The organism is Streptomyces sp. NPDC043854 (assembly GCF_056436005.1).
The window spans coordinates 43,153-68,125 of the sequence record NZ_JBWKDK010000028.1 but is presented as its reverse complement, the minus strand read 5'-3'; the positions used below and the strand labels follow the sequence as shown (position 1 = coordinate 68,125).

The 24,973-nt window shown below is 73.6% G+C and carries 18 protein-coding genes; 6 read left to right on the top strand and 12 right to left on the bottom strand.

Going from position 1 to position 24,973, the window contains the following annotated elements:
* Positions 1 to 9: 9 nt before the first annotated feature.
* Positions 10 to 1,176 carry a citrate synthase gene (locus AC068A_RS24185; RefSeq protein WP_478588079.1) on the bottom strand — a complete coding sequence of 389 codons (1,167 nt, stop codon included), beginning with the start codon at positions 1,174 to 1,176 and terminating at the stop codon, positions 10 to 12.
* A 55-nt stretch (positions 1,177 to 1,231) separates the two neighbouring features.
* Between AC068A_RS24185 and AC068A_RS24180 the strand changes: the two genes are divergently transcribed.
* The 3 genes from AC068A_RS24180 to AC068A_RS24170 all read left to right on the top strand — a co-directional run bounded on the left by AC068A_RS24180 (position 1,232) and on the right by AC068A_RS24170 (position 4,991).
* Positions 1,232 to 2,536, top strand: coding sequence for a citrate synthase (locus AC068A_RS24180; protein WP_478588077.1), 1,305 nt, complete (start codon positions 1,232 to 1,234; stop codon positions 2,534 to 2,536).
* Positions 2,537 to 2,679: 143 nt separating this feature from the next.
* Complete coding sequence (locus AC068A_RS24175; protein WP_478588075.1) at positions 2,680 to 4,296, top strand: ATP-binding protein; 1,617 nt, start codon at positions 2,680 to 2,682, stop codon at positions 4,294 to 4,296.
* A complete protein-coding gene (locus AC068A_RS24170; protein WP_478588073.1) occupies positions 4,293 to 4,991 on the top strand; it encodes a response regulator in 699 nt (232 codons plus the stop codon). Before AC068A_RS24175 ends, AC068A_RS24170 begins: the two co-directional genes overlap by 4 nt.
* A gap of 31 nt (positions 4,992 to 5,022) precedes the next feature.
* On the opposite strand, the gene AC068A_RS24165 is transcribed toward AC068A_RS24170, so the two are convergent.
* From AC068A_RS24165 to AC068A_RS24155, 3 genes are all read right to left on the bottom strand, one after another.
* Positions 5,023 to 6,615, bottom strand: a complete 1,593-nt coding sequence (locus AC068A_RS24165) for a solute symporter family protein (RefSeq protein WP_478588071.1) — start codon at positions 6,613 to 6,615, stop codon at positions 5,023 to 5,025.
* The gene (locus tag AC068A_RS24160; protein WP_478588070.1) at positions 6,612 to 7,301 is read right to left on the bottom strand and encodes a DUF485 domain-containing protein; all 690 of its coding nucleotides are present in this window, start codon (positions 7,299 to 7,301) and stop codon (positions 6,612 to 6,614) included. Before AC068A_RS24160 ends, AC068A_RS24165 begins: the two co-directional genes overlap by 4 nt.
* A 241-nt stretch (positions 7,302 to 7,542) precedes the next feature.
* Positions 7,543 to 9,663, bottom strand: a complete 2,121-nt coding sequence (locus AC068A_RS24155; RefSeq protein WP_478588068.1) for a DNA gyrase/topoisomerase IV subunit B — start codon at positions 9,661 to 9,663, stop codon at positions 7,543 to 7,545.
* A gap of 458 nt (positions 9,664 to 10,121) precedes the next feature.
* On the opposite strand from AC068A_RS24155, the gene AC068A_RS24150 reads away from it, so the two are divergent.
* On the top strand, positions 10,122 to 10,355 hold the full coding sequence (locus tag AC068A_RS24150; protein ID WP_114054552.1) for a DUF7455 domain-containing protein: 234 nt from the start codon (positions 10,122 to 10,124) through the stop codon (positions 10,353 to 10,355).
* Between the two features lie 283 nt (positions 10,356 to 10,638).
* On the opposite strand, the gene AC068A_RS24145 is transcribed toward AC068A_RS24150, so the two are convergent.
* The 7 genes from AC068A_RS24145 to AC068A_RS24115 form a co-directional block, all read right to left on the bottom strand.
* Positions 10,639 to 11,505, bottom strand: a complete 867-nt coding sequence (locus AC068A_RS24145) for a S1 family peptidase (protein WP_478588066.1) — start codon at positions 11,503 to 11,505, stop codon at positions 10,639 to 10,641.
* 124 nt (positions 11,506 to 11,629) lie between these two features.
* On the bottom strand, positions 11,630 to 13,207 hold the full coding sequence (locus tag AC068A_RS24140) for an RNA polymerase sigma factor (protein ID WP_478588064.1): 1,578 nt from the start codon (positions 13,205 to 13,207) through the stop codon (positions 11,630 to 11,632).
* 451 nt (positions 13,208 to 13,658) lie between these two features.
* Positions 13,659 to 14,600 (bottom strand): FadR/GntR family transcriptional regulator, encoded by a 942-nt coding sequence (locus AC068A_RS24135; RefSeq protein WP_478588062.1) that lies wholly within the window; start codon positions 14,598 to 14,600, stop codon positions 13,659 to 13,661.
* 137 nt (positions 14,601 to 14,737) lie between these two features.
* Positions 14,738 to 16,567 carry an ATP-binding cassette domain-containing protein gene (locus AC068A_RS24130; protein WP_478588060.1) on the bottom strand — a complete coding sequence of 610 codons (1,830 nt, stop codon included), beginning with the start codon at positions 16,565 to 16,567 and terminating at the stop codon, positions 14,738 to 14,740.
* Between the two features lie 143 nt (positions 16,568 to 16,710).
* On the bottom strand, positions 16,711 to 17,457 hold the full coding sequence (locus AC068A_RS24125; protein WP_360629282.1) for an NUDIX hydrolase: 747 nt from the start codon (positions 17,455 to 17,457) through the stop codon (positions 16,711 to 16,713).
* 69 nt (positions 17,458 to 17,526) lie between these two features.
* Positions 17,527 to 19,494, bottom strand: a complete 1,968-nt coding sequence (locus tag AC068A_RS24120; RefSeq protein ID WP_478588058.1) for a glycogen debranching N-terminal domain-containing protein — start codon at positions 19,492 to 19,494, stop codon at positions 17,527 to 17,529.
* 245 nt (positions 19,495 to 19,739) lie between these two features.
* Positions 19,740 to 21,002: a DUF4192 domain-containing protein gene (locus AC068A_RS24115; RefSeq protein WP_478588056.1), complete on the bottom strand. Its 1,263-nt coding sequence runs from the start codon at positions 21,000 to 21,002 to the stop codon at positions 19,740 to 19,742.
* 122 nt (positions 21,003 to 21,124) lie between these two features.
* On the opposite strand from AC068A_RS24115, the gene AC068A_RS24110 reads away from it, so the two are divergent.
* Together AC068A_RS24110 and AC068A_RS24105 are read left to right on the top strand one after the other, a co-directional pair.
* The gene (locus AC068A_RS24110) at positions 21,125 to 23,284 is read left to right on the top strand and encodes a RecQ family ATP-dependent DNA helicase (protein WP_478588054.1); all 2,160 of its coding nucleotides are present in this window, start codon (positions 21,125 to 21,127) and stop codon (positions 23,282 to 23,284) included.
* 214 nt (positions 23,285 to 23,498) lie between these two features.
* Entirely contained in the window at positions 23,499 to 24,128 is a 630-nt protein-coding gene (locus AC068A_RS24105; RefSeq protein ID WP_478588052.1) for a hypothetical protein, read from the top strand.
* A gap of 204 nt (positions 24,129 to 24,332) precedes the next feature.
* Here the strand turns inward: AC068A_RS24105 and AC068A_RS24100 are convergent, their stop codons facing one another.
* Positions 24,333 to 24,965, bottom strand: a complete 633-nt coding sequence (locus tag AC068A_RS24100; RefSeq protein WP_478588051.1) for a hypothetical protein — start codon at positions 24,963 to 24,965, stop codon at positions 24,333 to 24,335.
* Positions 24,966 to 24,973 lie beyond the last annotated feature (8 nt).

Below are 24,973 nucleotides of genomic sequence, written 5' to 3'. Positions count from 1 at the left end.
CGATCGTACTCAGGCCGGAAGCGGAACCGGCTGGGGCGGCGGCGGCCCGGCGTAGCGGGCGGCCGGACGGATGATTTTCGAGTCGGCGGCCTGTTCCAGGACGTTCGCGCTCCAGCCGACCACGCGGGCCGCGCAGAACGTCGGGGTGAACATCTCGCGCGGCAGTCCGCACAGCTCCATCACCACGCCCGCGTAGAACTCGACGTTCGTGTGGAGCTCCCGGCCCGGCTTGAGCTCGGCGAGGATCGCCTCGACCTGCCGCTCGACCTCCACGGCGAAGTCCACGAGCGGCCCGCCGAACCGGAGGGCGATGCCGCGCAGCATCCGCGAGCGCGGGTCCTCGGTGCGGTAGACGGGGTGGCCGAAGCCCATGATCCGGTCCCCGGCGTGCACCCGCTCGCGGATCCAGGGGTCGATGCGGTCGGTCGTCCCGATGGCGTCCAGGGTGTCCAGGGCCCGGCTGGGGGCGCCGCCGTGCAGCGGCCCGGAGAGCGCGCCGACCGCGCCGGTGAGGCAGGCGGCGACGTCCGCGCCGGTGGAGGCGATGACGCGGGCGGTGAAGGTCGAGGCGTTGAAGCCGTGGTCGACGGTGGAGATCAGGTACCGCTCGACCGCCCGTACCCGGACCGGGTCCGGCTCCCGGCCCGTGAGCATGTACAGGTAGTTCGCGGCGTACGGGAGGTCGTCGCGCGGCTCGACCGGTTCCAGCCCCTGCCCGAGCCGGTGCAGGGCGGTGAGCAGGGTCGGTACGGCGGCGCAGGCGGCCAGCGCGTCGGCGGCCCGCCGCTCGGGGTCGAGGTCGTACACGGGCCGGAAGCCGGCGGAGGCGCCCAGCAGGGAGAGCGCGGTCCGCAGTCCGGCGAGGGGGCCGGAGAGCGCGGTGGCCCGGGCGAGGGCGGGCAGGGCGCCCCGCACCTCGGCGGGCAGGCGGCGCAGCGGGGCGATCTCGGCGGCGAAGGCGGCCTGCTCGGCGGCGTCGGCCGGCAGGGTGCCGCGGAACATCAGGTGCCAGACGTCCTCGAAGCTGCGGCTCTCGGCGAGCTCGACGGCGGAGTACTGGCGGTAGTGGTAGAAGCCCTCGCGGCCTCGGACGTCACCGAGCCCGGTCTCGGTGACCACGACACCCGCGAGTCCGCGGGGCACATCAACGACGGTATTCATGAATCGACCATCCATGATGGATTCAATCCTTGTCAATGTTGATTGAATCAAGATGTATAGAGTGGCCGTCATGGACGACCAGGTGCACGGCGAACGACGGCTCACCACCCGGCAGGCGGCGGAGCTGCTGGGGGTGAAGCCCGCGACCGTGTACGCGTACGTCAGCCGCGGCCTGCTCACCAGCCGCCGCGACGCCGTGGGCCGCGGCAGCACCTTCGACGCGGCCGAGGTGGAGGCCCTGGCCCGGCGCAGCCGACGCGAGGCCGCGGCGCCCGCGGGCGGCGAACTCTCCGTGCGGACCTCGCTCACCCTGATCGAGCCCGACCGGTACTGGTTCCGCGGCGTGGACGCCGTCGAGCTGGCCTCGCGGTACTGCTACGAGGAGGTCGCGGAGTGGCTCTGGACGGGGTCCCTGCCGCGCGGGGCCCGCTTCACGGCTCCTGACGGGCAGCTCGCGGCCGCCCGCCGTGCCGTGGCCGCCCTGTCCGAGCACGCCGGGCCGATCGACCGGCTGCGGGTGGCCACCGCCGCGGCCGCGGTGGCGGACCCGCTGCGCTTCGACCTGTCGGCGGAGGCCGTGCTCGGCTCCGCCCGGTGCCTGATCCCGACGCTGGTCGGCGCCCTTCCCGTGGTGGGGCGGGAGCCCGGTGCCCCGGCCGGCACCCAGGACGGCGAGCCGGCCGGGGGCCCGGGCGGGGAGCGGGCCGGGGGCCCGGAGAGCGGGCTGCTGGCGGAGCGGCTGTGGCCCCGGCTGACCGACCGGGAGCCGGAACCGGCCGCCCTGGACGCCCTCGACCTGGCCCTCGCCCTGCTCATCGACCACGACCTGGCCGCCTCCACCCTGGCCGTACGGGTCGCCGCCTCGGCGCGGGCCCACCCGTACGCGGCGGTCTCGGCGGGACTGGGCGTCCTCGAAGGGCCGCTGCACGGCGCGGCCGGGCGGCTCGCCCACCGGACGCTGGCGGAGGTCCTGGAGCGGGGCGCGGCCGCACCCGTCGTCGCCGACCACCTGCGCGCCGGACGGCGCGTCCCCGGGTTCGGGCACCGGCTGTACGAGGGCGAGGACCCCCGGGCCACGGCCCTGTTCGCCCGGCTGGAGGGCGTGCCGGCGGCCGGGCCGGCGCTGGCGGCCGCCCGGGAGCTGGTCGCCACGACGGCCGCGCGGCAGGGCGGGCTGCACGCCAACGTGGACCTGGCCCTGGCGGTGCTGACGGTGTCCGGCGGCATGCCGGCGGAGGCCGGGGAGACCGTGTTCGCCGTGGCCCGGACCGCGGGCTGGATGGCGCACGCCCAGGAGGAGTACCAGGAGCGGCCGCTGCGCATGCGGCCGAGCGGGCAGTACCGGGGCGCCCGCCCGCCGCAGCCGATGCCCTGACGGGCTCCGCGGGGACGGCGACCGGGCCCGGCCGACCCGCGGCCGGAAGCACAGGGACTCGGGACGTGCCGTGGGCCACAGCCGGCACCCGGCCCACGGGGATCCATTCCACTTGTGCCGAAGCCGACCTACCGTTGCTGGTCATGCGGTTCCTCTCCATGAGCACTCGGCGGCTCGGGCTGCCCAGACGGGCCGTCTCGCAGATCCTGCTCACCCAGCTGGCCATCGCCGCCGGCGTCGCCGTGCTGGCCACGGGGCTCTTCCTGGCCCCGCTCAGCGCGCAGCTCGACGACCAGGCCATGCGCCGCGCCCTGGCCATCGCCCAGAGCGCCGCCACCGACCCGTCCCTGGCCGCCGGCCTGCTGGAGTCGGGCCCGGTGGCGGACGGCCCCGTACAGGCCGGGGCCGAGCGGATCCGCCGGGCCACGGGCGCCGAGTACGTGGTCGTCATGGACCTCGACGGGATCCGCCGCTCGCACCCCTCCCCCGGCCGGATCGGCCTGCCCGTCTCCACCGACCCGAGCGACGCCCTCGCCGGCCGCGAGGTCATGGAGATCGACGAGGGAACCCTGGGCCGCACCGCCCGCGGCAAGGTCCCGCTGGTCGCCGCCGACGGCGAGATCGTCGGCGCCGTCTCCGTCGGCATCGCCTACGACAGCGTCCGCGACCGGCTGCTCGGCGCCATCCCGGGCCTGCTGGCGTACGCGGGCGGCGCGCTGGCCGCAGGCGCCCTCGCCGCCTACCTGCTGTCCCGCCGCATCCAGCGGCAGACCCGCGACCTGGCCTTCTCCGATATCGCCGGACTGCTCGCCGAGCGCGAGGCCATGCTGCACTCCATCCGCGAAGGAGTGATCGCCCTCGACCGGGCCGGCCGGATCCGGCTGGTCAACGACGAGGCCGCCCGCCTGCTGGGCCTCGCACCGGACAGCGCAGGCACCCTGGCCGGCAGCCCGCTCGAGGAGGTGCTCGGCGAGGGCCGCACCACCGACGTCCTCACCGGCCGGGTCACGGGCCGGGACCTGCTCACCGTCCAGGGCTCCCGGGTCCTCGTCGCCAACCGGATGCCCACGGAGGACGGCGGCGCCGTGGCCACCCTGCGCGACCGCACCGAGCTGGAGCACCTGCGCCGCGAGCTCGACTCCACCCAGGGCCTGATCGACGCCCTCCGCGCACAGGACCACGAGCACGCCAACCGCCTCCACACCCTCCTCGGCCTGCTGGAGCTCGGCCTGCACGAGGAGGCGGTGGAGTTCGTGGCCGAGGTCGTCGGCGGCCACCGCAGCACCGCCGAACAGGTCACCGAGAAGGTCCGCGACCCCCTGCTGGCCGCCCTCCTGGTGGGCAAGGCGACCGTCGCGGCCGAGCGCGGCGTCCCCCTGCGCCTCGCCGACACCACGTTCCTGCCGGACCGCCTCGTCGACCCCGGCGGCCTCGTCACCATCACCGGCAACCTCGTGGACAACGCCCTGGACGCGGCGGCCGGATCGGCCGCGCCCCTGGTGGAGGTCGAGCTGCGCTGCGAGGGCCGTACGGCGATCCTCCTCGTACGCGACAGCGGACCCGGCGTCCCGGCCGCCCGCCGCGAGGAGATATTCACCGAGGGCTGGTCGACCAAGCAGCCCTCGGCCCACCGCGAACGCGGCCTGGGGCTGGCCCTGGTACGCCGCCTCGCGGAGCGGCAGGGCGGCACGGCCCGGGCCGGCGAAGCAGCGGACGGAGGGGCGGAGTTCTCCGTCGTACTCCCGGAGGCCCTGAGATGAGCGAGTCCCCGATCCACGTATTGGTCGTCGACGACGACATGCGTGTTGCCCGTATCAACGCGGCGTACGTGGCGAAGGTTCCCGGATTCCATGCCGCGGCCCGGGTTCATTCGGCGGCCGAGGCACTGGGCTTCCTCGCCTCCCACCCGGTGGACCTGATCCTCCTGGACCACTACCTCCCGGACGGCAGCGGCCTGGACCTGGTCCGGCGGCTGCGCCAGCTCGGCCACCGCACCGACGTGATCATGGTGACCGCCGCGCGCGACCTGGCCACCGTCCAGGCCGCGATGCGCCTCGGCGCCCTCCAGTACCTGGTCAAGCCGTTCACCTTCGCCGGCCTGCGGGCCCGGCTGGAGGCGTACGGGACCCTGCGCCGCACCCTGGAGACCGGCGGCGAGGCCGAACAGGCCGAGGTGGACCGGCTCTTCGGCGCCCTGGCCGCGGCAGGCTCCCCCAACGAACTGCCCAAGGGGCACTCCCCCACGACCGCGGAACTGGTCCGCCGCGTCCTCCGCTCCGCCGAAGGCCCCCTGTCGACGCAGCAGATCGCCGACCGGGCCGGCATCAGCCGCCAGACCGCCCAGCGCTACCTCAAGCTCATGGACCGCACGGGCCGGGTCACCCTGGCCCTGCGCTACGGCGAAACGGGCCGCCCGGAACACCTCTACTCCTGGCTGCCGTCCGACGGCCCATGACCCGTCCCGTCCCCGCCCGCCGCGCGGAGAGTCAGACGGCACCGGCCCCGGTCAGGGAGCGGACCTCCGTTTCCGCGTGCCGGACCGCGTCGGGCTCCTCGGCCGAGGTGACGGTGCCCGCCCAGCCGGCCAGGAAGCCCAGCGGGATCGAGACCAGGCCGGGGTTCTGCAACGGGAAGAGCTGGAAGTCCACGCCGGGGAAGAGGGCGTCCGGGCTGCCGGAGACCACCGGCGAGAGGACCACCAGCAGCACCGCCGGGACCAGCCCCCCGTACACCGACCAGACGGCGCCCCGCGTGGTGAAGCCGCTCCAGAACAGCGAGTACAGCAGCACGGGCAGGTTCGCCGAGGCCGCCACCGCGAAGGCGAGCCCGACCAGGAACGCCACGTTCAGGTCCTGGGCCAGCAGTCCGAGGGCGATCGTGACGGCCCCGATCCCGACGGCCGCGGCCTTGGCCACCGCGACCTCGCTGCGCTGCCGCGTGTGGCGGCGCTTGAGCGAGGCGTACAGGTCGTGGGCGACCGAGGCCGAGGAGGCAAGGGTGATACCGGCGACCACGGCCAGGATGGTGGCGAAGGCGATCGCCGCCACCAGCGCGAACAGCACCGCGCCCCCGGTGGAGTCGGCGCCGCCGCCCAGGTGGGCCGCGAGCAGCGGAACCGCCGTGTTCCCGGAGGCGTTGGAGGCCCGTACCTCGTCCGGGCCGACCAGCGCGGCCGCCCCGAAGCCGAGCACGATGGTCATCAGGTAGAAGCCGCCGATCAGGGCGATCGCCCACACCACCGATCGGCGGGCGGCCCGTGCGGTCGGCACCGTGTAGAAGCGCGACAGGATGTGCGGGAGCCCGGCCGTGCCGAGGACCAGCGCCAGGCCGAGGCTCATGAAGTCGAAGCGGGCGGTCCAGTCGCCGCCGTACTTGAGCCCCGGGCCGAGGAACCGCGGCCCGTGCCCGCTGCGTTCGGCGGCACTCGTCAGCAGCAGGTCGACGTTGCCGTGGAAGCGGACCAGGACGAGGACGGTGAGGGCGACGGCCCCGCCCATGAGCAGGACGGCCTTCACGATCTGGATCCAGGTGGTGGCCCGCATCCCGCCGAAGGACACGTAGACCACCATGAGCGCCCCGACCGCGATCACGGTGAGCGTCCGGGTGGTGGTGCCCGAATCCCCGAGCAGCAGTCCCACGAGGCTGCCGGCGCCGACCATCTGCGCGACGAGGTAGAGCACCGAGACGGTGACCGAGGCGGTGCCGGCGGCGATCCGGACGGGCCGCTCGCGCATCCGCGCGGCGACGACGTCGGCGAGGGTGAAGCGCCCGCAGTTGCGTACCAGTTCGGCGACCAGGAACAGGACGACGAGCCAGGCGACGAGGAAGCCCACCGAGTACAGCAGCCCGTCGTAGCCGAACAGGGCGATGAGGCCGGAGATACCGAGGAAGGAAGCGGCGGACATGTAGTCGCCGGCGATGGCGAAACCGTTCTCCAGAGGGGAGAAGAGCCGCCCGCCCGCGTAGAACTCCTCGGCCGAGCCGTGCCGGTTGCGGCTGACCCACGTGGTGATGCCCAGGGTGGCCGCGATGAAGAGGCTGAACAGGATCAGCGCGAGGGTCTGGTGCTCGGCGGTCACCGGCCGGCCTCCCGGTTCCGGTTCCGGGCCGCCCGTGCCTGCTCCCGGTTCTGTTCGAAGACCGTCCAGCGCAGGTCCAGCGCGGCCTGGTCCCGGCGCCTGCGCGCGTGCCGGGCGTACGCCCAGGTCAGCAGGAAGGTGCTGAGGAACTGCCCGAGACCGGCCAGCAGGGCCACGTTGACCGCGCCGACGACGGGCCGGGCCATGAGGCCGGGGGCCGCCGTCGCCGCGACCACGTAGGCCACGTACCAGAGGAGGAATCCGGCGGTCGCGGGGACGACGAACCCCCGGTAGCGGCTGCGGACCTCCTGGAAAGCGGCGCTGCGCTGCACCTCCAGATAGACGCTGTCGGCCGTCTCGGGCGCGGGCCCGCCGGCACCGGCGGGGGGCGGGGGCGGCGTGTGCTCGTCCCCCCCCCCGCCCTCCCTCCCCCCCCCCACGAAAGGGTGGCGCCCAGGGTGTTGGGGGCGTTGTCTTTTTCTGCTCTTTGGAAAGGCGCCCCTCTGCTCCCCCCCCAGGTAACCTTTTTCTGCCTTCTGGGCCGCGCCCCCCCCCCCCCCGCCCCCCCGCCGCGGCGGCGTGTCCTCGTACCCGCCCTCGCCCTCGCCCCAGCCGACGGCGAGGGCGTCGTACCAGGGGTCGTCGAGCCGGATCGTTCCGGCATTGGGACCTTCGTGCTTGTCCACCGAACTCTCCTTGTCCGCTGCCGCATCGGCTGCGTGGGCACAAGGATGAGCGGAATGGGCGGTTTCCGGACCGGCGTATCGGCGCTCTTCACTCCAACAGGTGATGAACCGGGAATTCCGGGGCGCCGGAACCCCCGGAGGGGCGTGCCGGCGCCGGGGGTAAGCCGACGGAGCGGCAGCCTGCACCCGGGTACGGTGCCGGCCGCCGCCCCGGGCGGTCGGGCGTCGAGCGGTCGAGCGGTCAGGCGTCGATGCGCGAGCGGTCCAGGGTCGCGGCGGAGCTGGTGATGAACTCCTTGCGCGGTGCCACCTCGTTGCCCATCAGCAGGTCGAAGACCTGCTCGGCCGCTTCCAGGTCGCCGATGTTGATCCGGCGCAGGGTGCGGTGGCGGGGGTCCATGGTGGTCTCGGCCAGCTGGTCCGCGTCCATCTCGCCCAGACCCTTGTAGCGCTGGATCGATTCCTTGTAGCGGATGTTCTTCCGCTGGAATTCCAGCAGGGTCTGGCGCAGTTCGTTGTCGGAATACGTGTAGACGTACTTGTCCTGGCCCTTCTTGGGCTGGACGAGTTCGATCCGGTGCAGCGGCGGAACGGCCGCGAAGACCCGGCCCGCCTCGACCATCGGCCGCATGTACCGCTGGAAGAGCGTCAGCAGCAGGCAGCGGATGTGCGCACCGTCCACATCAGCGTCGACGAGCAGGACGATCTTCCCGTACCGCGCGGTGTCGATGTCGAAGGTCCGGCCCGAGCCGGCCCCTATGACCTGGATGATCGCGCCGCACTCCGCGTTCTTCAGCATGTCCGAGACCGACGACTTCTGGACGTTCAGAATCTTGCCGCGGATCGGCAGCAGCGCCTGGAATTCGGAATTCCGAGCCAGCTTGGCGGTGCCGAGTGCGGAGTCGCCCTCGACGATGAAGAGCTCGCTGCGCTCGACATCGTCGCTGCGGCAGTCGGCCAGCTTGGCGGGCAGCGAGGACGTCTCCAGCGCCGTCTTCCGCCGCTGCGCCTCCTTGTGCTGGCGGGCCGCGATACGGGTCCGGGCCGCCGCGACGATCTTCTCCATCACGGCGCGGGCCTGCTGCTTGTCGTCGCGCTTGGTGGAGGTCAGGAAGGCCTTGAGCTCCTTGGCGACGACGGAGGCGACGATCCTGGCGGCCGCCGAGGTGCCCAGCACCTCCTTGGTCTGGCCCTCGAACTGCGGCTCGGCCAGCCGGACGGTGACGACCGCGGTCAGGCCCTCCATGGCGTCGTCCTTGACGATGTCGTCCTCGGCGACGCGCAGCAGCTTCGCCGACCGCAGCACCTCGTTCACGGTCTTGGTGACCGAGCGCTCGAAGCCGGTGACGTGGGTGCCGCCCTTGGGCGTGGCGATGATGTTGACGAAGGACTTGACGGTGCTCTCGTAGCCCGTGCCCCAGCGCAGGGCGATGTCCACGCCGAGGTCGCGGGTGACCTCGGTGGGGGTCATGTGGCCGCGCTCGTCGAGGACGGGGACGGTCTCCTTGAAGGTGCCCTGGCCGGTCAGGCGCAGCACGTCGCAGACGGCCTTGTCCTGGGCGAGGTAGTCGCAGAACTCGCTGATGCCCCCGTCGAAGCGGAATACCTCTTCGGTCTTGCCGGCGCCGTCGATGCCGCGCTCGTCGCGCACGATGATGGTCAGGCCGGGGACGAGGAAGGCGGTCTGGCGGGCGCGCTGGTACAGCGTCTCCAGGGAGAGCCGGGCGTCCTTGAGGAAGATCTGCCGGTCGGCCCAGTAGCGGACCCGGGTGCCGGTCTTGCCCTTGGCGATCCGCTTGATCTTGCGCAGGCCGTTGGCCGGGTCGAACGGGCTGTCCGGCCCCTGCTCGGTGAAGACCCCGGGGACGCCGCGGCGGAAGCTGATCGCGTGCGTGGAGCTGCCGCGGTCGACCTCGACGTCGAGCCGGGAGGAGAGCGCGTTGACCACGGAGGCGCCGACGCCGTGCAGACCGCCGGAGGCCGCGTACGAGCCGCCGCCGAACTTGCCGCCGGCGTGCAGCTTGGTCATGACGACCTCGACGCCGGACAGCCCGGTCTTGGGCTCGACGTCGACGGGGATGCCGCGGCCGTTGTCACGGACCTCGACGGAGGCGTCGTCGTGGAGGACCACCTCGATGTGGTCGCAGTAGCCGGCCAGGGCCTCGTCGACGGCGTTGTCGATGATCTCCCACAGGCAGTGCATGAGGCCGCGGCTGTCAGTGGACCCGATGTACATACCGGGGCGCTTGCGGACGGCCTCGAGGCCTTCGAGGACGAGCAGGTGCCGCGCGGTGTAGTTGGAGCCGTCCCGGTCTGCTCCGGACAGCAGCGCGCTGGAAGGCACGGACGTGTCGGCGGTCACGCAGTTCGCTCCTCGCTGAATTTCTTCTCTGGCCCGTCGGGGCGCAGGGTGGCTCGGTTGCCCGTCGAAGGGTACCGAGGCCTGGTAGAGCCGATGCAACGCCACCCTCGCGCGGGATCAGCCTAGTACAGATCCGTACGAGTGTTCGATCCCCCGAGGGGGTGAAGCAAACATCACGTTCCCTTCCAGGCATGAACCATTTAGGGTTCGGGCACGTCCTCATGCACAACCGGCACTCGAGCCGGGGAGGTCGAACTGCGACAGACGAACTGCGACAAGCGAACGACTGACAACGCGAAACCGTAAAGCAACGCAATACGGCTCCTTCGCCGCCAACCGGCAGCAGCCGGCCAGCTTCGGAAGGAAGTTTCGAGGAAAAGCCGCGAGCGGGAACGTTTTCGGCCTGGTTGGATGTTGACCCTGGTACGACAGCTCGTCGAGCTGAGAGAAGAGGCGACGTGACTACTGTTCTGACACCCGCGACCCCGCTGACGGCCGCTGACCGATGCGACCGTTGCGGCGCCCAGGCATATCTGCGCGTCGTCCTGCTGAGCGGCGGTGAACTGCTCTTCTGCGCCCACCACGGACGTAAGTTCGAGCCGGAACTCAAGAAGATCGCCGCGGAAATACAGGATGAGACCGAGCGGCTGACGTCCGCCCCGGCGGCGCACGCCGACACCGAGGACCGCTGAACCAGCCTGTACCTCGCATCCGACGAGCCAGGACCGGCCGGGCCGGTCGACGGGGCGGCGCTTCTGAGATCCAGAAGCGCCGCCCGTCCTCGTATTCGCGGCCCTTCCGGCGCGCCGGGACCTCCGGGCGACCGTGGCGCGCATGGCCGAAAACAGACCCTGAGAGGGCCGGCGGCGCTCCCGCCCGACCCTGAGGCCACAGCGGCGCGGTGAGCCGCTCCCGCCACTCCCTCCGGATGCCCCGTAAGAGCCTTGCAGCCGGTGCGTAGCGCTTTGCGCCGCCCTACGCGATGTCCTGGTCGGCCGTGCGCCGCCGGGCCGCCTCGGGGGCAGTCACGAAGCCTGCGAAGGATGCGATACGCGTGTAGACGCCCGGGTTGTCCGCCTTGCCGCAGCCCCGCCCCCAGGACACCACGCCGATGAGCCGCCCCTGCGCGACGAGCGGACCGCCGCTGTCGCCCTGGCAGGCGTCCCTGCCCCCGCTGCGGTGGCCCGCGCAGACCATGGCCTCGGGCCGGTACTGGCCGTCCGCATCCCCCGGGTAGGCGCGCAGGCACGCCTCGTCCGCCAGCACCGTCACCTGGGCGGCGTGCAGCCCGTACGCATAGTCACCGAATCCGGTCGTGTCGCCCCATCCGTAGACGACGGCCTCACTGCCCTCGGCGTAGGCCGCATGCCCCTCCTCGGCCAGCGGCAGCACGGAACGTGCGGGTACGGCTTCGTCGAGTTCCAGGACGGCCAGGTCCCCGGTGTTGCTGTAGGGGTCGTAGTCCGGGTTCACCCGGGCCGCGCGCACCGCGATCTCCTTGCCCTCGGCCGCCCGCAGCTCCGTGCGGCCGGTGATCACCCGGAGGTCGGGGACGGTGTCGACCGGGCCGCCGAGCGCCTCGCTGCTCAGGCAATGGGCCGCGGTGACCACCCGGGTCGGGCCTACGAGGACGCCGCCGCAGAAGTGACCGGCCCGCATACCTCCGAACCGGTCACGGCTGGCCAGGGCCACCACCCAGGGGCTGTCGGCCACCTTCACCGGTCGGCCGCCGATCACCACACTGTCCGCGGCAGCCTGGGGCACGCGGGCCGGCGGCGCCGCGGCCGCCCCCGCCGCCAGGGCCAGCGCACCCGCCAGAGCACGGGAAAAGGTTCGACGCATCGGGCCTCCTGACTCTGAGTGTGGATGACTCCACCCAGAGTGGGATGCCCGGTGGCCGTGCGCATCTGCGGGCGGCCTGGGCCGCCAGGCGGCGACCCAGGCCGCCCGCGGCGGCCTCGGGATGTCAGTCCAGGTAGTCGCGCAGCACCTGGGAGCGGGAGGGGTGGCGCAGCTTCGACATCGTCTTCGACTCGATCTGGCGAATGCGCTCGCGCGTCACGCCGTAGACCTTGCCGATCTCGTCGAGGGTCTTGGGCTGGCCGTCGGTGAGGCCGAAGCGCATGGACACGACGCCGGCCTCGCGCTCGCTGAGGGTGTCGAGCACCGAGTGCAGCTGCTCCTGGAGCAGCGTGAAACTGACCGCGTCGGCCGGGACGACCGCTTCGGAGTCCTCGATGAGGTCGCCGAACTCGCTGTCGCCATCCTCACCGAGCGGGGTGTGCAGGGAGATCGGCTCGCGGCCGTACTTCTGGACCTCGATGACCTTCTCCGGGGTCATGTCGAGTTCCTTGGCCAGCTCCTCCGGGGTGGGCTCGCGGCCCAGGTCCTGGAGCATCTGCCGCTGCACACGGGCGAGCTTGTTGATCACCTCGACCATGTGGACGGGGATGCGGATCGTGCGGGCCTGGTCGGCCATGGCCCGGGTGATCGCCTGCCGGATCCACCAGGTCGCGTACGTGGAGAACTTGTAGCCCTTGGTGTAGTCGAACTTCTCGACCGCGCGGATCAGGCCCAGGTTCCCCTCCTGGATCAGGTCCAGGAAGAGCATGCCGCGGCCGGTGTAGCGCTTGGCCAGGGAGACCACGAGGCGGAGGTTGGCCTCCAGCAGGTGGTTCTTGGCCCGGCGGCCGTCCTCGGCGATGATCTCCAGCTCGCGCTTGAGCTTGGGCGCCAGCTTGTCCGAGCTGGCCAGCTTGTCCTCGGCGAACAGGCCGGCCTCGATCCGCTTGGCGAGCTCGACCTCCTGCTCGGCGTTGAGCAGCGGGACCTTGCCGATCTGCTTGAGGTAGTCCTTGACCGGGTCGGCGGTGGCGCCGGCCACGGCGACCTGCTGGGCCGGGGCGTCGTCCTCGTCGTCGGAGATGACGAAGCCCTTGCTCTCGCCGCTGTCCTCGTCCTCTTCGACGTCGCCCTTGGCCTCGCCGGGGCCCTCTTCGAGGAGGTCCTCCTCGGCGATCTCGCCGGTGTCCTTCTTCGCGGCCGTCTTCTTCGCGGCCGTCTTCTTGGCGGCGGGCGCGGCCTTCTTGGCCGCGGTCTTCTTCGCCGCCGTCTTCTTGGCCGCCGTCTTCTTCGCGGCGGGCTCGGCTGCGGGCTCCTGCACCAGCGCGTCCGCGGGCTCCGGGTCCGCCGTTTCGGCCGCCGGTGCCGCGGCGGCGACGGTCCGCGCAGCCGTCGTCTTCGTCGCGGCGGTCTTCGTGGCCGTCCGCTTGGCCGGGGTCTTCGCTGCGACGCTCTTGCGGGTGGTGCGCTTGGGCGACTCCGCGGCACTGACCATCAGCGTCACACCCTCTTCCTCGAGGATCTGGTTGAGGCTGCGCAGAACATTCTTCCACTGGGTCGCAGGAATCTGGTCAGCCTCGAAGGCCCGACGCACGTCATCGCCGGCGATCTGCCCCTCGGCCTTGCCCCGCTCGATGAGCGCCATCACAGACTCGGAATCGGCGATCTCCGGCGGGAGCGTACGGGATGTGCTGGCCGACACGAACAACCTCTCGGAACGATGGAAACGGCTTCCGACCCCGGCCGGGTGGTGCTGGACCGGAGCCGACGACCACCGACTGGGGATGGGCCGGGGGCGCGGGCAGGGGCCGGGGAGCTGCACAGCACCCGCAAGGGCTGCTGTCTTCCCTCCGTCGGCCATCACCTCTCTAGGTCATCGCTTGACTTCGCAGAGCGTTACGCCCCAATCTTCGTGGCCCAAGTCACACCGAGGGGCTGAAGAGGCCGCCGTGGAGGACATAAGCGCAGATCAGACGGGGTCTATGGGCGGCCGGGACAGAGTCGCAAAACGGCCGGAAAGGGCTCGGTGGGGGCCGGATCTGCGCGCCGCGGAGAGCCGGCGCCGAGGGGCTCGCGCACGCTGGTGCCGCCGGACCCGGCCGGGTCCGGCGACAGGTGCGAGTACCTCCGTGCCTTCCGTCCGCGCGGCTCCGTCAGTGCTCGCGCGGGGCGGGTACCACGCGCTCGACCTCGGGGTGCACCGTCAGCAGCTGCCGCATGGCGCTCTCGGCGTCGGCCGCGTCCCCCGATGCGAGGGCCTCGACGATCCGCGCGTGGTGGGCGACGCAGGCCTCGCTGGGGCGGTCGCAGGTGGTCGTGGGGCTGCCGGAGACCTGGAGCGCGGCGGAGACGATGCCGGAGAGGTGCTCCAGCATGCGGTTCCCCGCGACCTGGATCAGGAGGGCGTGGAACTCGTTATCGGCGCGCGCGAAGGTGATCGCATCGCCCTGTCCGAGGGCGTGGCCCATGATCTCGACCATGTCGGCGAGGCGCTGCTGGACGTCCGCGCGGCCGTGGCCCGCGGCGAGGCGGGCGGCGAGGGGCTCGATGGTCCAGCGGAGCTCGTTGAGCTCGCGGCGCTGGTCATCGCGCTGGGGGCCGAAGGCACGCCACTCGATGATGTCGGGGTCGAGGAGGTTCCAGTCGGCGACGGGACGGACCCGGGTGCCGACGTTGGGGCGGGCGCTGACGAGGCCCTTGGCCTCCAGCACGCGCAGCGATTCGCGGACCACCGTGCGGGAGACCTCGAAGCGCTGGCCGATCTCCTCGGGGACCAGCGGGCGGTCCGCGCCCAGGTCGCCGGAGACGATCATCTGGCCGAGCTGCTGGACGAGTTGGCCGTGCAGTCCGCGGCCTCGGCTGCCTGCCGCGCGCCGGCCGACCCGGCTCAGTTCGACGTCGGCGCCGTCCCAGTGGGGCGCTCCGCCGCGGTCGGTCCCGGAGGACTCCGTGTAGGGGTAGCGGTCCAGTTCGCCCGGGCCGACGAGGCCGGAGTCGGCATGGCGGGCGGCGGTCATCATGGTGTGCGCAAGGGTACTCACGAATCCTTTGTCGGCCGTGCCTTCATGAGCCTTGAGGTCTTTGGTGAAAAGCACACGAAAGGGTGATAGGCGTCACCTGCGCAATTGACGACTTATCGTAAAGAACCGGGCCTTTCATGGGGGGTTGCGGTCCCGTTCACCTGATGTGAGCGCGACCGGTCGTCCGGCGGCCGTTAACAGGGCCGCATCGATCACCAGCGGACGCGACCGCGCAGTCCTGTGAACCCATAGGCGCACAACAGGACCATCAGTGACAACACCAGTGCGGTGCCCACGGGTTGGACCATCATCCGGAGGACCCCGAGGACCAGGCGGTCGGCCTCCGGGGGCCACTGCGCCCAGGCCAGTCCGCGCAGTCGGGCCGCAACCCCGGTCACCGGATGGGCAGACGGGCCCTCCAGCACCTTGCGCACCAGCGGTACCACCGCGAGGGGTACGGCGAGCACCGCAGCCAAACCCGCGGTCGCCGATCGGAAGACGCCGGAGGCCAGCACCCCGGCCCAGGCACAGCCGACGAGCAGGCCGGCCCAGCTCACGGCCGGGGAGACCCACCGGTCGGGGGCACCCAGCGGTCCGCTGCCGAAGACGACGTACAGGGCCGCGGCGTCGGCGGTCACGGCGAGCGCGCCGAGCAGCAGGGCGAGGACGGCGCAGACGCCGAGCTTGGCGGCGAGCAGACCCATCCGGCGCGGCACGGTGCCGCGATGGGCGGCGAGCGCGGGGTAGCGGTACTCCTCACCGAAGGACAGGGCGCCGAGCAGGCCGGCCCCGAGGGCGGCGGGCGGCAGGGGCAGCAGCTCCGGCCAGGCGGCCAGCACGCGGCTCTGCGAGGCGTGGCCGGAGCGCGCCAGCGCCAGGGCGGTGACGGCGGAGACGGCGACGACGAGGGCGGCGGCGAGGGCGGGCGCGGCGGTTCCGAAGACGCGCAGCAGCTCGTAGCGCAGGGGCCGCAACGGGCCGCCCACCCTGCGCACCTGCGAGGCGGGCGGCCGGGCGGGAAGGGGCAGTCGGCGGCTCCCCCCGGCAGGGGACCGACTCTCCGTGCCGGAGGAGGAGGGGGAGGCGGTTCCGCCCGCTTCGGCGGGGGCTTCGGCATCGGAGGCGGAGCGCGCCTGCGGGACGGGCGTCTCCTCCGGCGCGACGGCCGCCCGGACGTCGCCGGTCTCGTAGGCGAGCTGGTGGACCAGGACGCCGTGGCGGAAGGCCGCCTCGCCGACCTCGGCGCAGTTCGTCCCGTACACGTACAGGTGGTTGCCGCTCTCCTCGACGATCTCGACGGCGCGCCGGGCGGTCCGGGCCTCCCGGCTCAGGACGTCGGCCAGCCGGGCGGCGTGCGGGGTGCGCACGGCGACCCGCGACCGCAGCCGGGTGCGCGCGAAGGCGGCGGCGTCCTGGTCGGCGACGAGCCGCCCGGCGGCGATGCTGACGACCCGGTCCGCCCAGCGTGCGGCTTCCTTCGCGTCTTCGGTGGTGAACAGGACCACGCCGCCGAGGGTGGCGTGGCCGCGGAGCAGGCCGTGGAGCCAGCCGCGGTCGCGGGGCGAGAGTCCCGCGGCGGGCTCGTCGAGGAGCAGGGTGCACGGGTCGGCCAGCAGGGCCGCGGCCAGGGCCACCCGGCGCTCCATGCCGAGCGAGAGGGAGCCGAGCCGCTGGTCGCGCAGGCCCCCGACGCCGACGACCTCCAGGACGGTGTCGGCCCGGGAGGCGGGCACCCCGGCCGCCGCACAGAGCATCCGCAGCTGGCCGCGGACCGTCCGCGAGGGGTTGCCGGGGACGTCGCCGAGCAGCACGCCGACCTCACGGCCGGGATGCGGGATCTGGTGCAGCGGGCGGCCGCGGAAGTAGGTGACGCCGCGGCCCGGTTCGAGCTCCAGCATGAGCCGCAGGGCGGTGGTCTTGCCCGAACCCGGTGCGCCGAGAAGGGCTGTGACGGTACCCGGGCGGGCCTCGAAGGTGAGGTCGTCCACGAGGGGCGGAAGGTCTCGACGGGGAGTGCTGGTGAGTCCGATGGCCTGGAGCATCGCTTCTCTCGCGAGGGGTGAGACCGCTCTGCGGCAGGGTCAATACCCCATGCAAGATAACTCGACATGTCCGATTTTCGCCGCATTCTAGGCGTATATACGCACGTGTCGGCATCGGAGTTCTCGGGCCCGGGACCCGGAACTCAGGCTTCCGGCCGCAGCATCGGCGGGTTGAGCAGGGTGGCGCCGCCGGCCCGGAACAGCTGGGCGGGCCGCCCGCCCTGACGGGTCGTCGTGCCCCCGGCCGGCACGAGGAACCCGGGGGTCCCGGTGACCTTGCGGTGGAAGTTGCGGGGGTCGAGGGCCACGCCCCACACCGCCTCATAGACCCGGCGCAGCTCGCCGACGGTGAACTCGGGCGGGCAGAACGCGGTGGCCAGGGAGGAGTATTCGATCTTCGAGCGGGCCCGCTCCACACCGTCGGCGAGGATCCGGGCGTGGTCGAAGGCGAGTCCGGAGGACGCTTCCTCCTCGGCCGCCAGGAGCTCGTCGACGGGGGCCCAGCGCGCGCTGTTGGCGTCTCCGCCGGCGCGGGGCGCGGGCAGGTCCGGAGCCAGGACAAGGTGCGCCACGCTGACCACGCGCATCCGCGGATCCCGCTTCGGGTCCCCGTACGTGGCGAGCTGCTCGAGGTGGGCGCCGTTGCCCGCGCCCGGCTCGGCGGGGTCGTGCGCGCACAGCCCGGTTTCCTCGGAGAGCTCCCGGGCCGCCGCGGCCGCCAGGTCCTCGTCCCCGCGTACGAAGCCGCCGGGCAGGGCCCAGCGCCCCTGGAACGGCTGCTCACCGCGCCGGACGACGAGTGCGCAGAGGGCGTGGCGCCGTACGGTGAGCACGACCAGGTCGACGGTGACGGCGAACGGCGGATAGGCCGACGGGTCGTAGGGAGACATGCCGCGATCATAGTCGTCTTCCTGACGATAAACAGGGCTTTCGTGATCCCGGAGACGACGACGGGAAGCCTACCCGCCCAGTTGAAGCGCATCCGCGGCCTCCTCCACCATGCCGAGGCCGAGCCTGCTGATCCGCAGGGCGAACGGCTCGCCCGCCACCCGCAGGCCGGAGAGCAGCAGTGCGCCCAGCGGAGCGCCGGGCAGGGGGACGAGGGCGACCGTGCCGGCCGGGGCGTCGGGGCGGATGCCGGCGAGCGCGACCAGCACGTGCACCCCCGCGGCCGCGGACACCGCGGCCGGACGGCAGGCCGCAGGGTGCGGGAGGGGAGCGCTGCCCGTGGTGCGCTGCTCGGCGGCGTACATCTCCGGCAGCCGGAACCCGAAGCTCTCCGCGGCGTCCAGCAGCCCCCGCAGCAGTGCGGCGGCCTCCTTCTCGAAGCCGGCCTGCGCCAGGCCGGCGACCGCCACGGCGCTCTCGTACGCCCGCACCGCGCCCGAACGGTGGCCGAAGGGGTTGTGCCCGGGCTCCCGCGAGGCCATGCTCCGCAGCCCCCATCCGGAATCCATGGCCGGGGCTCCGAGGAGGCGGGCGAGCTGTTCGGCGCGGACGCGGTCCAGCAGTCCCGGGGCGAGCAGGCCGCCGCCGAGCAGGCCGGTGTCCAGGAGGTGGGCGGCGGCTCCGGTGAGCCGGGGCAGCGGCCGCCCGTCGGGATGCAGGGCGGCGGCGGGCCGCCCGCCGTCGGGGCCGTCGATCCAGAACCGGTCCCGGAACCGGGTGCGCAGTGCCCCCGCCCACTCGCGCCACTCCTGCGCGCCGGGCCGCCCGCACCCGTCCAGCAGGTCGGCGCCGAGCAGTGCGGCCCGGTGGGCGTGGGCCTGGGTCTCGCAGCGGCGCGGCCCCGGATCCGGATCGGCGACGAACCCGTCCTCGCCGAGGGCGCCGCGCAGCCAGGCCAGGCACTGCTCCGCGACCGGGAGCAGCCGGGCCACGTCCGCTTCGGGCATCCCCCACCGCCGTGCTTCAGCCAGTACTGCCGGGAAGGCGAGCGTGGCCTCGGTGCCGGTACACCCCGGCGGGAGCTGCGGGCCGGCGCCGCGGAGCGGACCGGGGATCTTCCCGGCGTCGGGGCCGCGGCCGCCCGCCTGGGTCCGGGCCAGGGTGCGCAGGGTGGCCGCGGCGAGCCCGGTCCCGAGCGGCAGCGCCATCCTGGCGGCCCACAGGGACTCGGCGGGGGCCAGGCCGAGCCGCCACGGCACGCCGGCGGCGGCGAAGGCGTCGGTCGGCTGCTCGCGGTCCCGCAGGAGCAGCGCGCCGAGGTCCTCGACGCTGGTCCGGAACCAGGCCCCGGCCCGCGGATCGTCGCACTCGGCCCGGGCGTCGGACAGCGGGTTGGCCACCTGCCCGGCCGGCGCCCGGGAGGTGCGGGCGTGCGTGGTCCGCAGCTCGATGGTGCGGGACTCCCCCGGCCCGAGATCGAGCTGCCAGCGCAGCAGCCCCGGGGAGGCGAGCGCGTCGTCCGGAGCGGGTTCGGCGGCGGTGACGGCCTGCGCCTCGCCCGTGCTCCAGCGCAGCCCGGCGGCGTGCACCCCGGCGGGCAGTTCCGGCCCGGCCCGGCCGGCGGCCACCGCCGCGAGCTCCGCGAGGTCCGTGCCGAGCAGGATCTCCACGGTCAGGCGCACCGCGCGGGCGGTGAAGCTGCGCAGGGTGATCCGCTCGGTGCCGTCCGCGTGCCGCACCCGTTCGACGCCGATGTCGGGATCGGGCCCGGCTTCGGCACCGGTGCGGATGGTCGCGGTGAACGAGGCCCGGTCGGCACCGAGACTGCGTCCCTGGACCGCGACCGGCTCCCGGCCGCCGACCCTCAGCACGCAGCGGGACAGCAGCCGCCGCCCGGACCGGTAGATCCCGTCGATCCCGCGGCCGGTGAGCTGGCCGTGCTCGGGCGAGATGACCAGGCAGGGCGCCGATACGCAGATGACGGCGCCGTGCACGGGCGGCAGCTCGGGTCTGGGGGCTGGGATTACAGAGTGGGCCATGGTCCGCCTTGTCTGGGCGCGCTGCGCTCCGGTGGGTTCCGCCGGGCGGCGGGGCCGGGCCCCCGTCACCCTCCTGGGGAACGCCCCCGCCCCCGCGCGGGTCACGGGCCCCGGCGGCGGCGCGGCCCGCCGCCGGCCGGAGCAGTGGCGGATGCCTCGCTCCGGCCCCGCCCCGGCTGCGGTGTTCCGCCGTCCGCAGTCCCGCCGGTCACGGGCCCCGAGGCACGCCCGGGGCAGGCCCCGGCTCACCGGTCGCTCCCGGTCGTGCGGCGGCCCTCGCGGCGGCCTCCCCGGTCCTTGCGGCCCGGCGGGCGGGTGAGGGCCGCGGTGCGCTTGCGGCGGGGTTCCCTGCTCCGCCGCTCGGCCCGCAGGCAGGCACGCAGCCCTTCCGGGTCGATGCCCTCGTTGCAGGCGTGGTGGAGCAGTTGGGCGAAGCGGTAGTCGGCGTCGGCCTGCAGAGCGAGTCCCAGGGCGATGCGGGCGGTCGGCTCGTCCCCGGTGGACCACGAGACCCAGCCGGCGAGGGTGAGCGGGGCGGCGGCGTGCTCGCCGTAGGCGCCGACGCAGCGCCTGGCCAGGGCCCGCCACAGGCGCAGCGCGGCAGCTGCCTCCTCGTTCTCCATCCATTCGGCGGCGATGTCCCGCGTCTCGCGGTCCTGGAGGCCGAGGATCAGGGCCGCGGCCTCGTCGTGCCCGAGCAGGGCGTCGTCCCAGTCGTCGGCCCCGGGCCCGCCCTCGACGGGCGGGGCGAGGGTCAGCCGCTGCATGAGGGTGCGGGCCAGCGTGATGGTCTCGGCGCCGATCTCCTTTCGGCTCGCACCGTCGAGGATCCTCGGCACGAGGGTGGCGGCGGCCTGGTCGAGGGCGCGCTCCATCTCCCGCGCGGTCGCCCCGCGCAGCGGCGCGAGGCGGCCCTCGATCTCCCGCAGGGAGCCGCGGATGCGCAGGCCCGCGAAGGTGGCGGAAGCCGCTGCCACCGAGGTGCCCGGGGCCGCCAGGATGCTGCCCTCGGCGGGGCAGCAGTGCTCGTCGGGGCAGCAGTAGGACCAGTACCTGCCGCCGGAGATGCACAGGGCCTCCAGGACGGGGACGTCGAGCGCGCCGCAGGCCAGCCTGATCCGCTGGGCCAGGGGCCGCAGCCGGGTCATCACCCGCTGGCCGCTCTCGCCGGCGGACGGGTCCTGGCACAGGAACAGGATGATGCCGTCGGGCTTGCCGGTGCGCCGCTCGCTGCCTTGGATCAGGCATTCGACGACCAGCCGGGCGGTGTCCTCCCACTCCGCCGGCGCGGTGGGGATGCCGAGCCTGAGTCGGCCGCCGAAGCGCCCGCCCTCGCCGTGCACGGCGACCATGACGAGGGAGTCGGTGGGGTGGAATCCGAGCAGGTAGGGCAGCGCGTCGGCCAGCTCGGCCGGGCTGCGCAGGGTGATCTGGGGGTCGGTGGGAGATCCGGACGGGCTGATGGTGGGCCGGCCGGACGGGGTGCGGGATGTGTGGTCGTTCGTCATGCCCTGACGGTCCCGCGCAAGATCCGATCAGGAAAGCCCTGTGGATAACTCTTGATCGTTCAACATCCACAGGTTCGGGCCGCCGTTGGCGCGATGTCGGAGGCATCGGGTTGCATGGGGGCATGAACGCAGACCTGAGGTCCTCGGCCGACTCCGTACTGGCCCGTCTCGTGGGCGACACGACGGGCACCGCCCGACTGCGCGAGGACCAATGGCTCGCGATCGAGGCGCTGGTGGCGCACAAGCGGCGCGCCCTCGTGGTGCAGCGCACCGGCTGGGGCAAGTCCGCGGTCTACTTCGTCGCCACCTCGCTGCTGCGGGCCGCCGGCGCCGGACCCACCGTGATCGTCTCCCCGCTGCTCGCGCTGATGCGCAATCAGGTCGAGGCCGCGGCCCGCGCCGGCATCCACGCCCGCACCATCAACTCCGCCAACCCGGAAGAGTGGGAGGGGATCCAGGCCGAGGTGGCGGCGGGCGAGGTGGACGTCCTGCTCGTGAGCCCCGAGCGGCTCAACAATCCCGACTTCCGCGACCAGGTCCTGCCCAAGCTCGCCGCCGCGACCGGACTGCTCGTGGTGGACGAGGCCCACTGCATCTCCGACTGGGGGCACGACTTCCGCCCCGACTACCGGCGGCTGCGCACGATGCTGGCCGACCTGCCGCCCGGCGTCCCGGTGCTGGCGACGACCGCCACGGCCAATGCCCGGGTGACCGCCGACGTCGCCGAGCAGCTGGGCACGGGGGCCGGGAGCGACGCGCTGGTGCTGCGCGGCCCGTTGGACCGGGAGAGCCTGAGCCTGGCCGTGCTGACCCTGCCCGACGCGGCGCACCGGCTGGCCTGGCTCGCCGACCACCTGGGCGAACTGCCGGGCTCCGGGATCATCTACACGCTGACCGTGGCCGCGGCCGAGGAAGTCACCGCGTACCTGCGCCACCGCGGGCACACGGTGGCTTCGTACACCGGCAAGACGGAGAACGCCGACCGGCAGCAGGCCGAGGACGACCTCCAGGCCAACCGGGTCAAGGCCCTCGTGGCGACTTCGGCGCTGGGCATGGGCTTCGACAAGCCCGACCTGGGCTTCGTCGTGCATCTGGGCTCGCCGTCCTCGCCCATTGCGTACTACCAGCAGGTCGGCCGCGCCGGCCGCGGTGTGGAGCACGCGGAGGTGCTGCTGCTGCCGGGCCGCGAGGACGAGGCCATCTGGCAGTACTTCGCCTCGGTGGCCTTCCCGCCGGAGGAGCAGGTGCGCCGCACCCTGGACGTGCTGGCCCGGGCGGGCAGACCGATGTCGCTGCCCGCCCTGGAGCCGCTGGTGGACTTGAGGCGCACCCGGCTGGAGACGATGCTCAAGGTCCTGGACGTGGACGGCGCGGTGCACCGCGTCAAGGGCGGCTGGACCGCGACGGGCGAGCCGTGGGTGTACGACGCCGAGCGCTACGCCTGGGTGGCCCGCCAGCGGGCCGCCGAGCAGCAGGCCATGCGGGAGTACGCGGCGGCCACGGGCTGTCGGATGGAGTTCCTGCGGCGGCAGTTGGACGACGAGGCGGCGAAGCCGTGCGGCCGCTGCGACAACTGCGCCGGGGCCCGGTTCACGGCGGACGTCTCCGACACCGCCCTGGACACCGCCCGCGGTGAGCTCGGCCGTCCCGGCGTGGAGTTGGAGACGCGCAGGATGTGGCCGACCGGGCTCGCAGCCGTCGGCGTCGACCTCAAGGGGCGCATCCCTGCCGGGGAACAAGCCGCTCCGGGGCGGGCGCTCGGCCGGCTCTCCGACATCGGCTGGGGCAACCGCCTGCGTCCCATGCTCAACGCGGACGCCCCGGACCAGCCGATCCCGGACGACGTGGCACAGGCGGTGGTGGCGGTCCTCGCCGACTGGGCACGGGGCCCGGGCGGCTGGGCCTCAGGTGCCCCGGACGCGCCCGCCCGGCCGGTGGGTGTCGTGTCCCTGCCCTCGCGCAGCCGCCCCCGACTGGTCGGCTCACTGGCCGCGCGCATCGCGGAGGTCGGCCGACTCCCCCTGCTCGGGGCGCTGGTCTATACCGACCAGGTCCCGGAGTTCGGCCTGCCCTCCTCCAACAGCGCCCAGCGGGTGCGCGCACTCCACCAGGCCCTGGCCGTGCCTGCGGAGCTGGCGGCGGCAGTGGCCGCAGCGTCAGGCCCCGTACTCCTCGTCGACGACCGGGCGGAGACCGGCTGGACCCTCGCGGTAGCCGCCCGACTGCTCCGTCAGGTGGGCGCGAAGGAGGTGTTTCCGCTGGTACTCGCGGTTCAGCCGTAGCCGGATGGGGCGCCGTCAGCGCGGCGGGGCAGGGATATGAGCGGCATACAGGCGAATTCCGGTCGGCGGCGCCAATTGCTCATTGCCGCGCGCTCGCGCACCACGCGAGAATTGGGGAGCTCCCGCTCGGCTCGACGGCACTCATTGGGCCATGCTGCGGCGCGCCCGCACTCCAGCTGTGCCCGTCCGCGGGCGTGTACCCGAAGGGAGGACCGTGTCCTTCGGATTCGCCCCGCCCTCCACATCGCCACTGGCGTCAGCGGCCCGCGGCGGCAGTCGGCACGGAAGACTGCTGGAACCCGCAGAGTGGACGGCGGCGGGCATCCCCCTGCTGCGCAACCCCCGCGAGGTCGTCAGCGGACTGCACTCCCGGCACGGCCCCAGGCCGTCGACCGCGGTGATCGCCGTCCTCGACTCCGAGGAACGGCTCGTCGCGAGCGCGTCGTTCGTCCAGCGGTCCGCGTCGGCCGACGGCTGGGAGTACCGCAACGCGCTGCTGGCCGCCCTGCGCCGGGTCATACCCCACGACCTGCGGCGCCGCACCCCGGTGCGCACGGCCGTGCTGATGTACTGCCGGGAGGGCGACGAGCGGTGGACCGAGGAGGACGGCGCGTGGATGTGGGGGCTGCGGGACGCCTGCACCCTGCACGGGCTGCGCTGCGGCGCCTACATCACGCTGACCCGCAACGGCTGGCAGGTGCTCGGTGAAGGCCGCGGCGGCCGACGCCCCAGCTCTGACTCGCGACCGGAGCACCTCGGCGACACGGTGGCCGAGTTCGCCCCGCTGAACCTGAGCACCGGTGGCGGCGCGGCCGAGGCCCTGCGCCGCACTGCCGCACGCTGACGCGCCCCCGCCGATCCGCATTCCGGCCGGCTGCCAAGTCCCCCGCGCACGCGGTCGCTGCCGCGCAACGCGCGTCCGCGAAACCGCTTACGGGCAGCCCTTGCGACCGTACACCCTCGGCGGGCGTACGGCGGTTCGGGCCGCGGCTTCAGCGGGGCCGGCTCGGGCCAGCCCCGCCCCTCGCCCGCACCGGGGGACGGGGCGTCAGACGCCCGCGCCCAGCACGGAGTTGATCCGCTGCGGGTCACCGCACACGATCAGCAGCGCACCGGCCCGCGCCAGCGCGGTCGACAGGGTGGCGGCAGCGGCCTCCCCGGGTCCGCCGTTGGCCGCGAAGACCACGACGGGACGGGCCGCGGCACGCTTGACCTGCGCCGCGTCCGCGTAGAACACGTCGTCCGCGGCGTCGTGCAGGGCCCAGTACGCGGCCTCGCCGAAGGACAGTTCGTGTGCGGCCCACGGGTGCAGTTCGCCGGTGGTGAGCACGAGGATGTCACCGGGCGCGCGCCCGGTGTCGAGCAGCAGGTCGACGGCCTCTTCGGCCGCGTCGAGCGCGCCCTCGGCGGAGGCCGGGATCAGCTGGATCTGGGGCACCGCCGTCGAGACGGACGGTGCGGTGGCGGTGGGAACGGGCCCGGCTGCGGGTGCGGCCTGCGGTGCACGCTGTGCGGGCGGCGCGGGCCGGGGGGCGGGACCGGGGCGTCCGGGCCGCGGGACGGCGGCGGGACGCGGACCAGGTACGGGGCGAGGGGTCTGCGCGGTGCGGCTCGCGGCCGGCGTGACGCGGGGACCCTGGGCACTCTCGTGAATCTGAGGCTCCTCGGGGATGAGAGGCATGAGTTGAT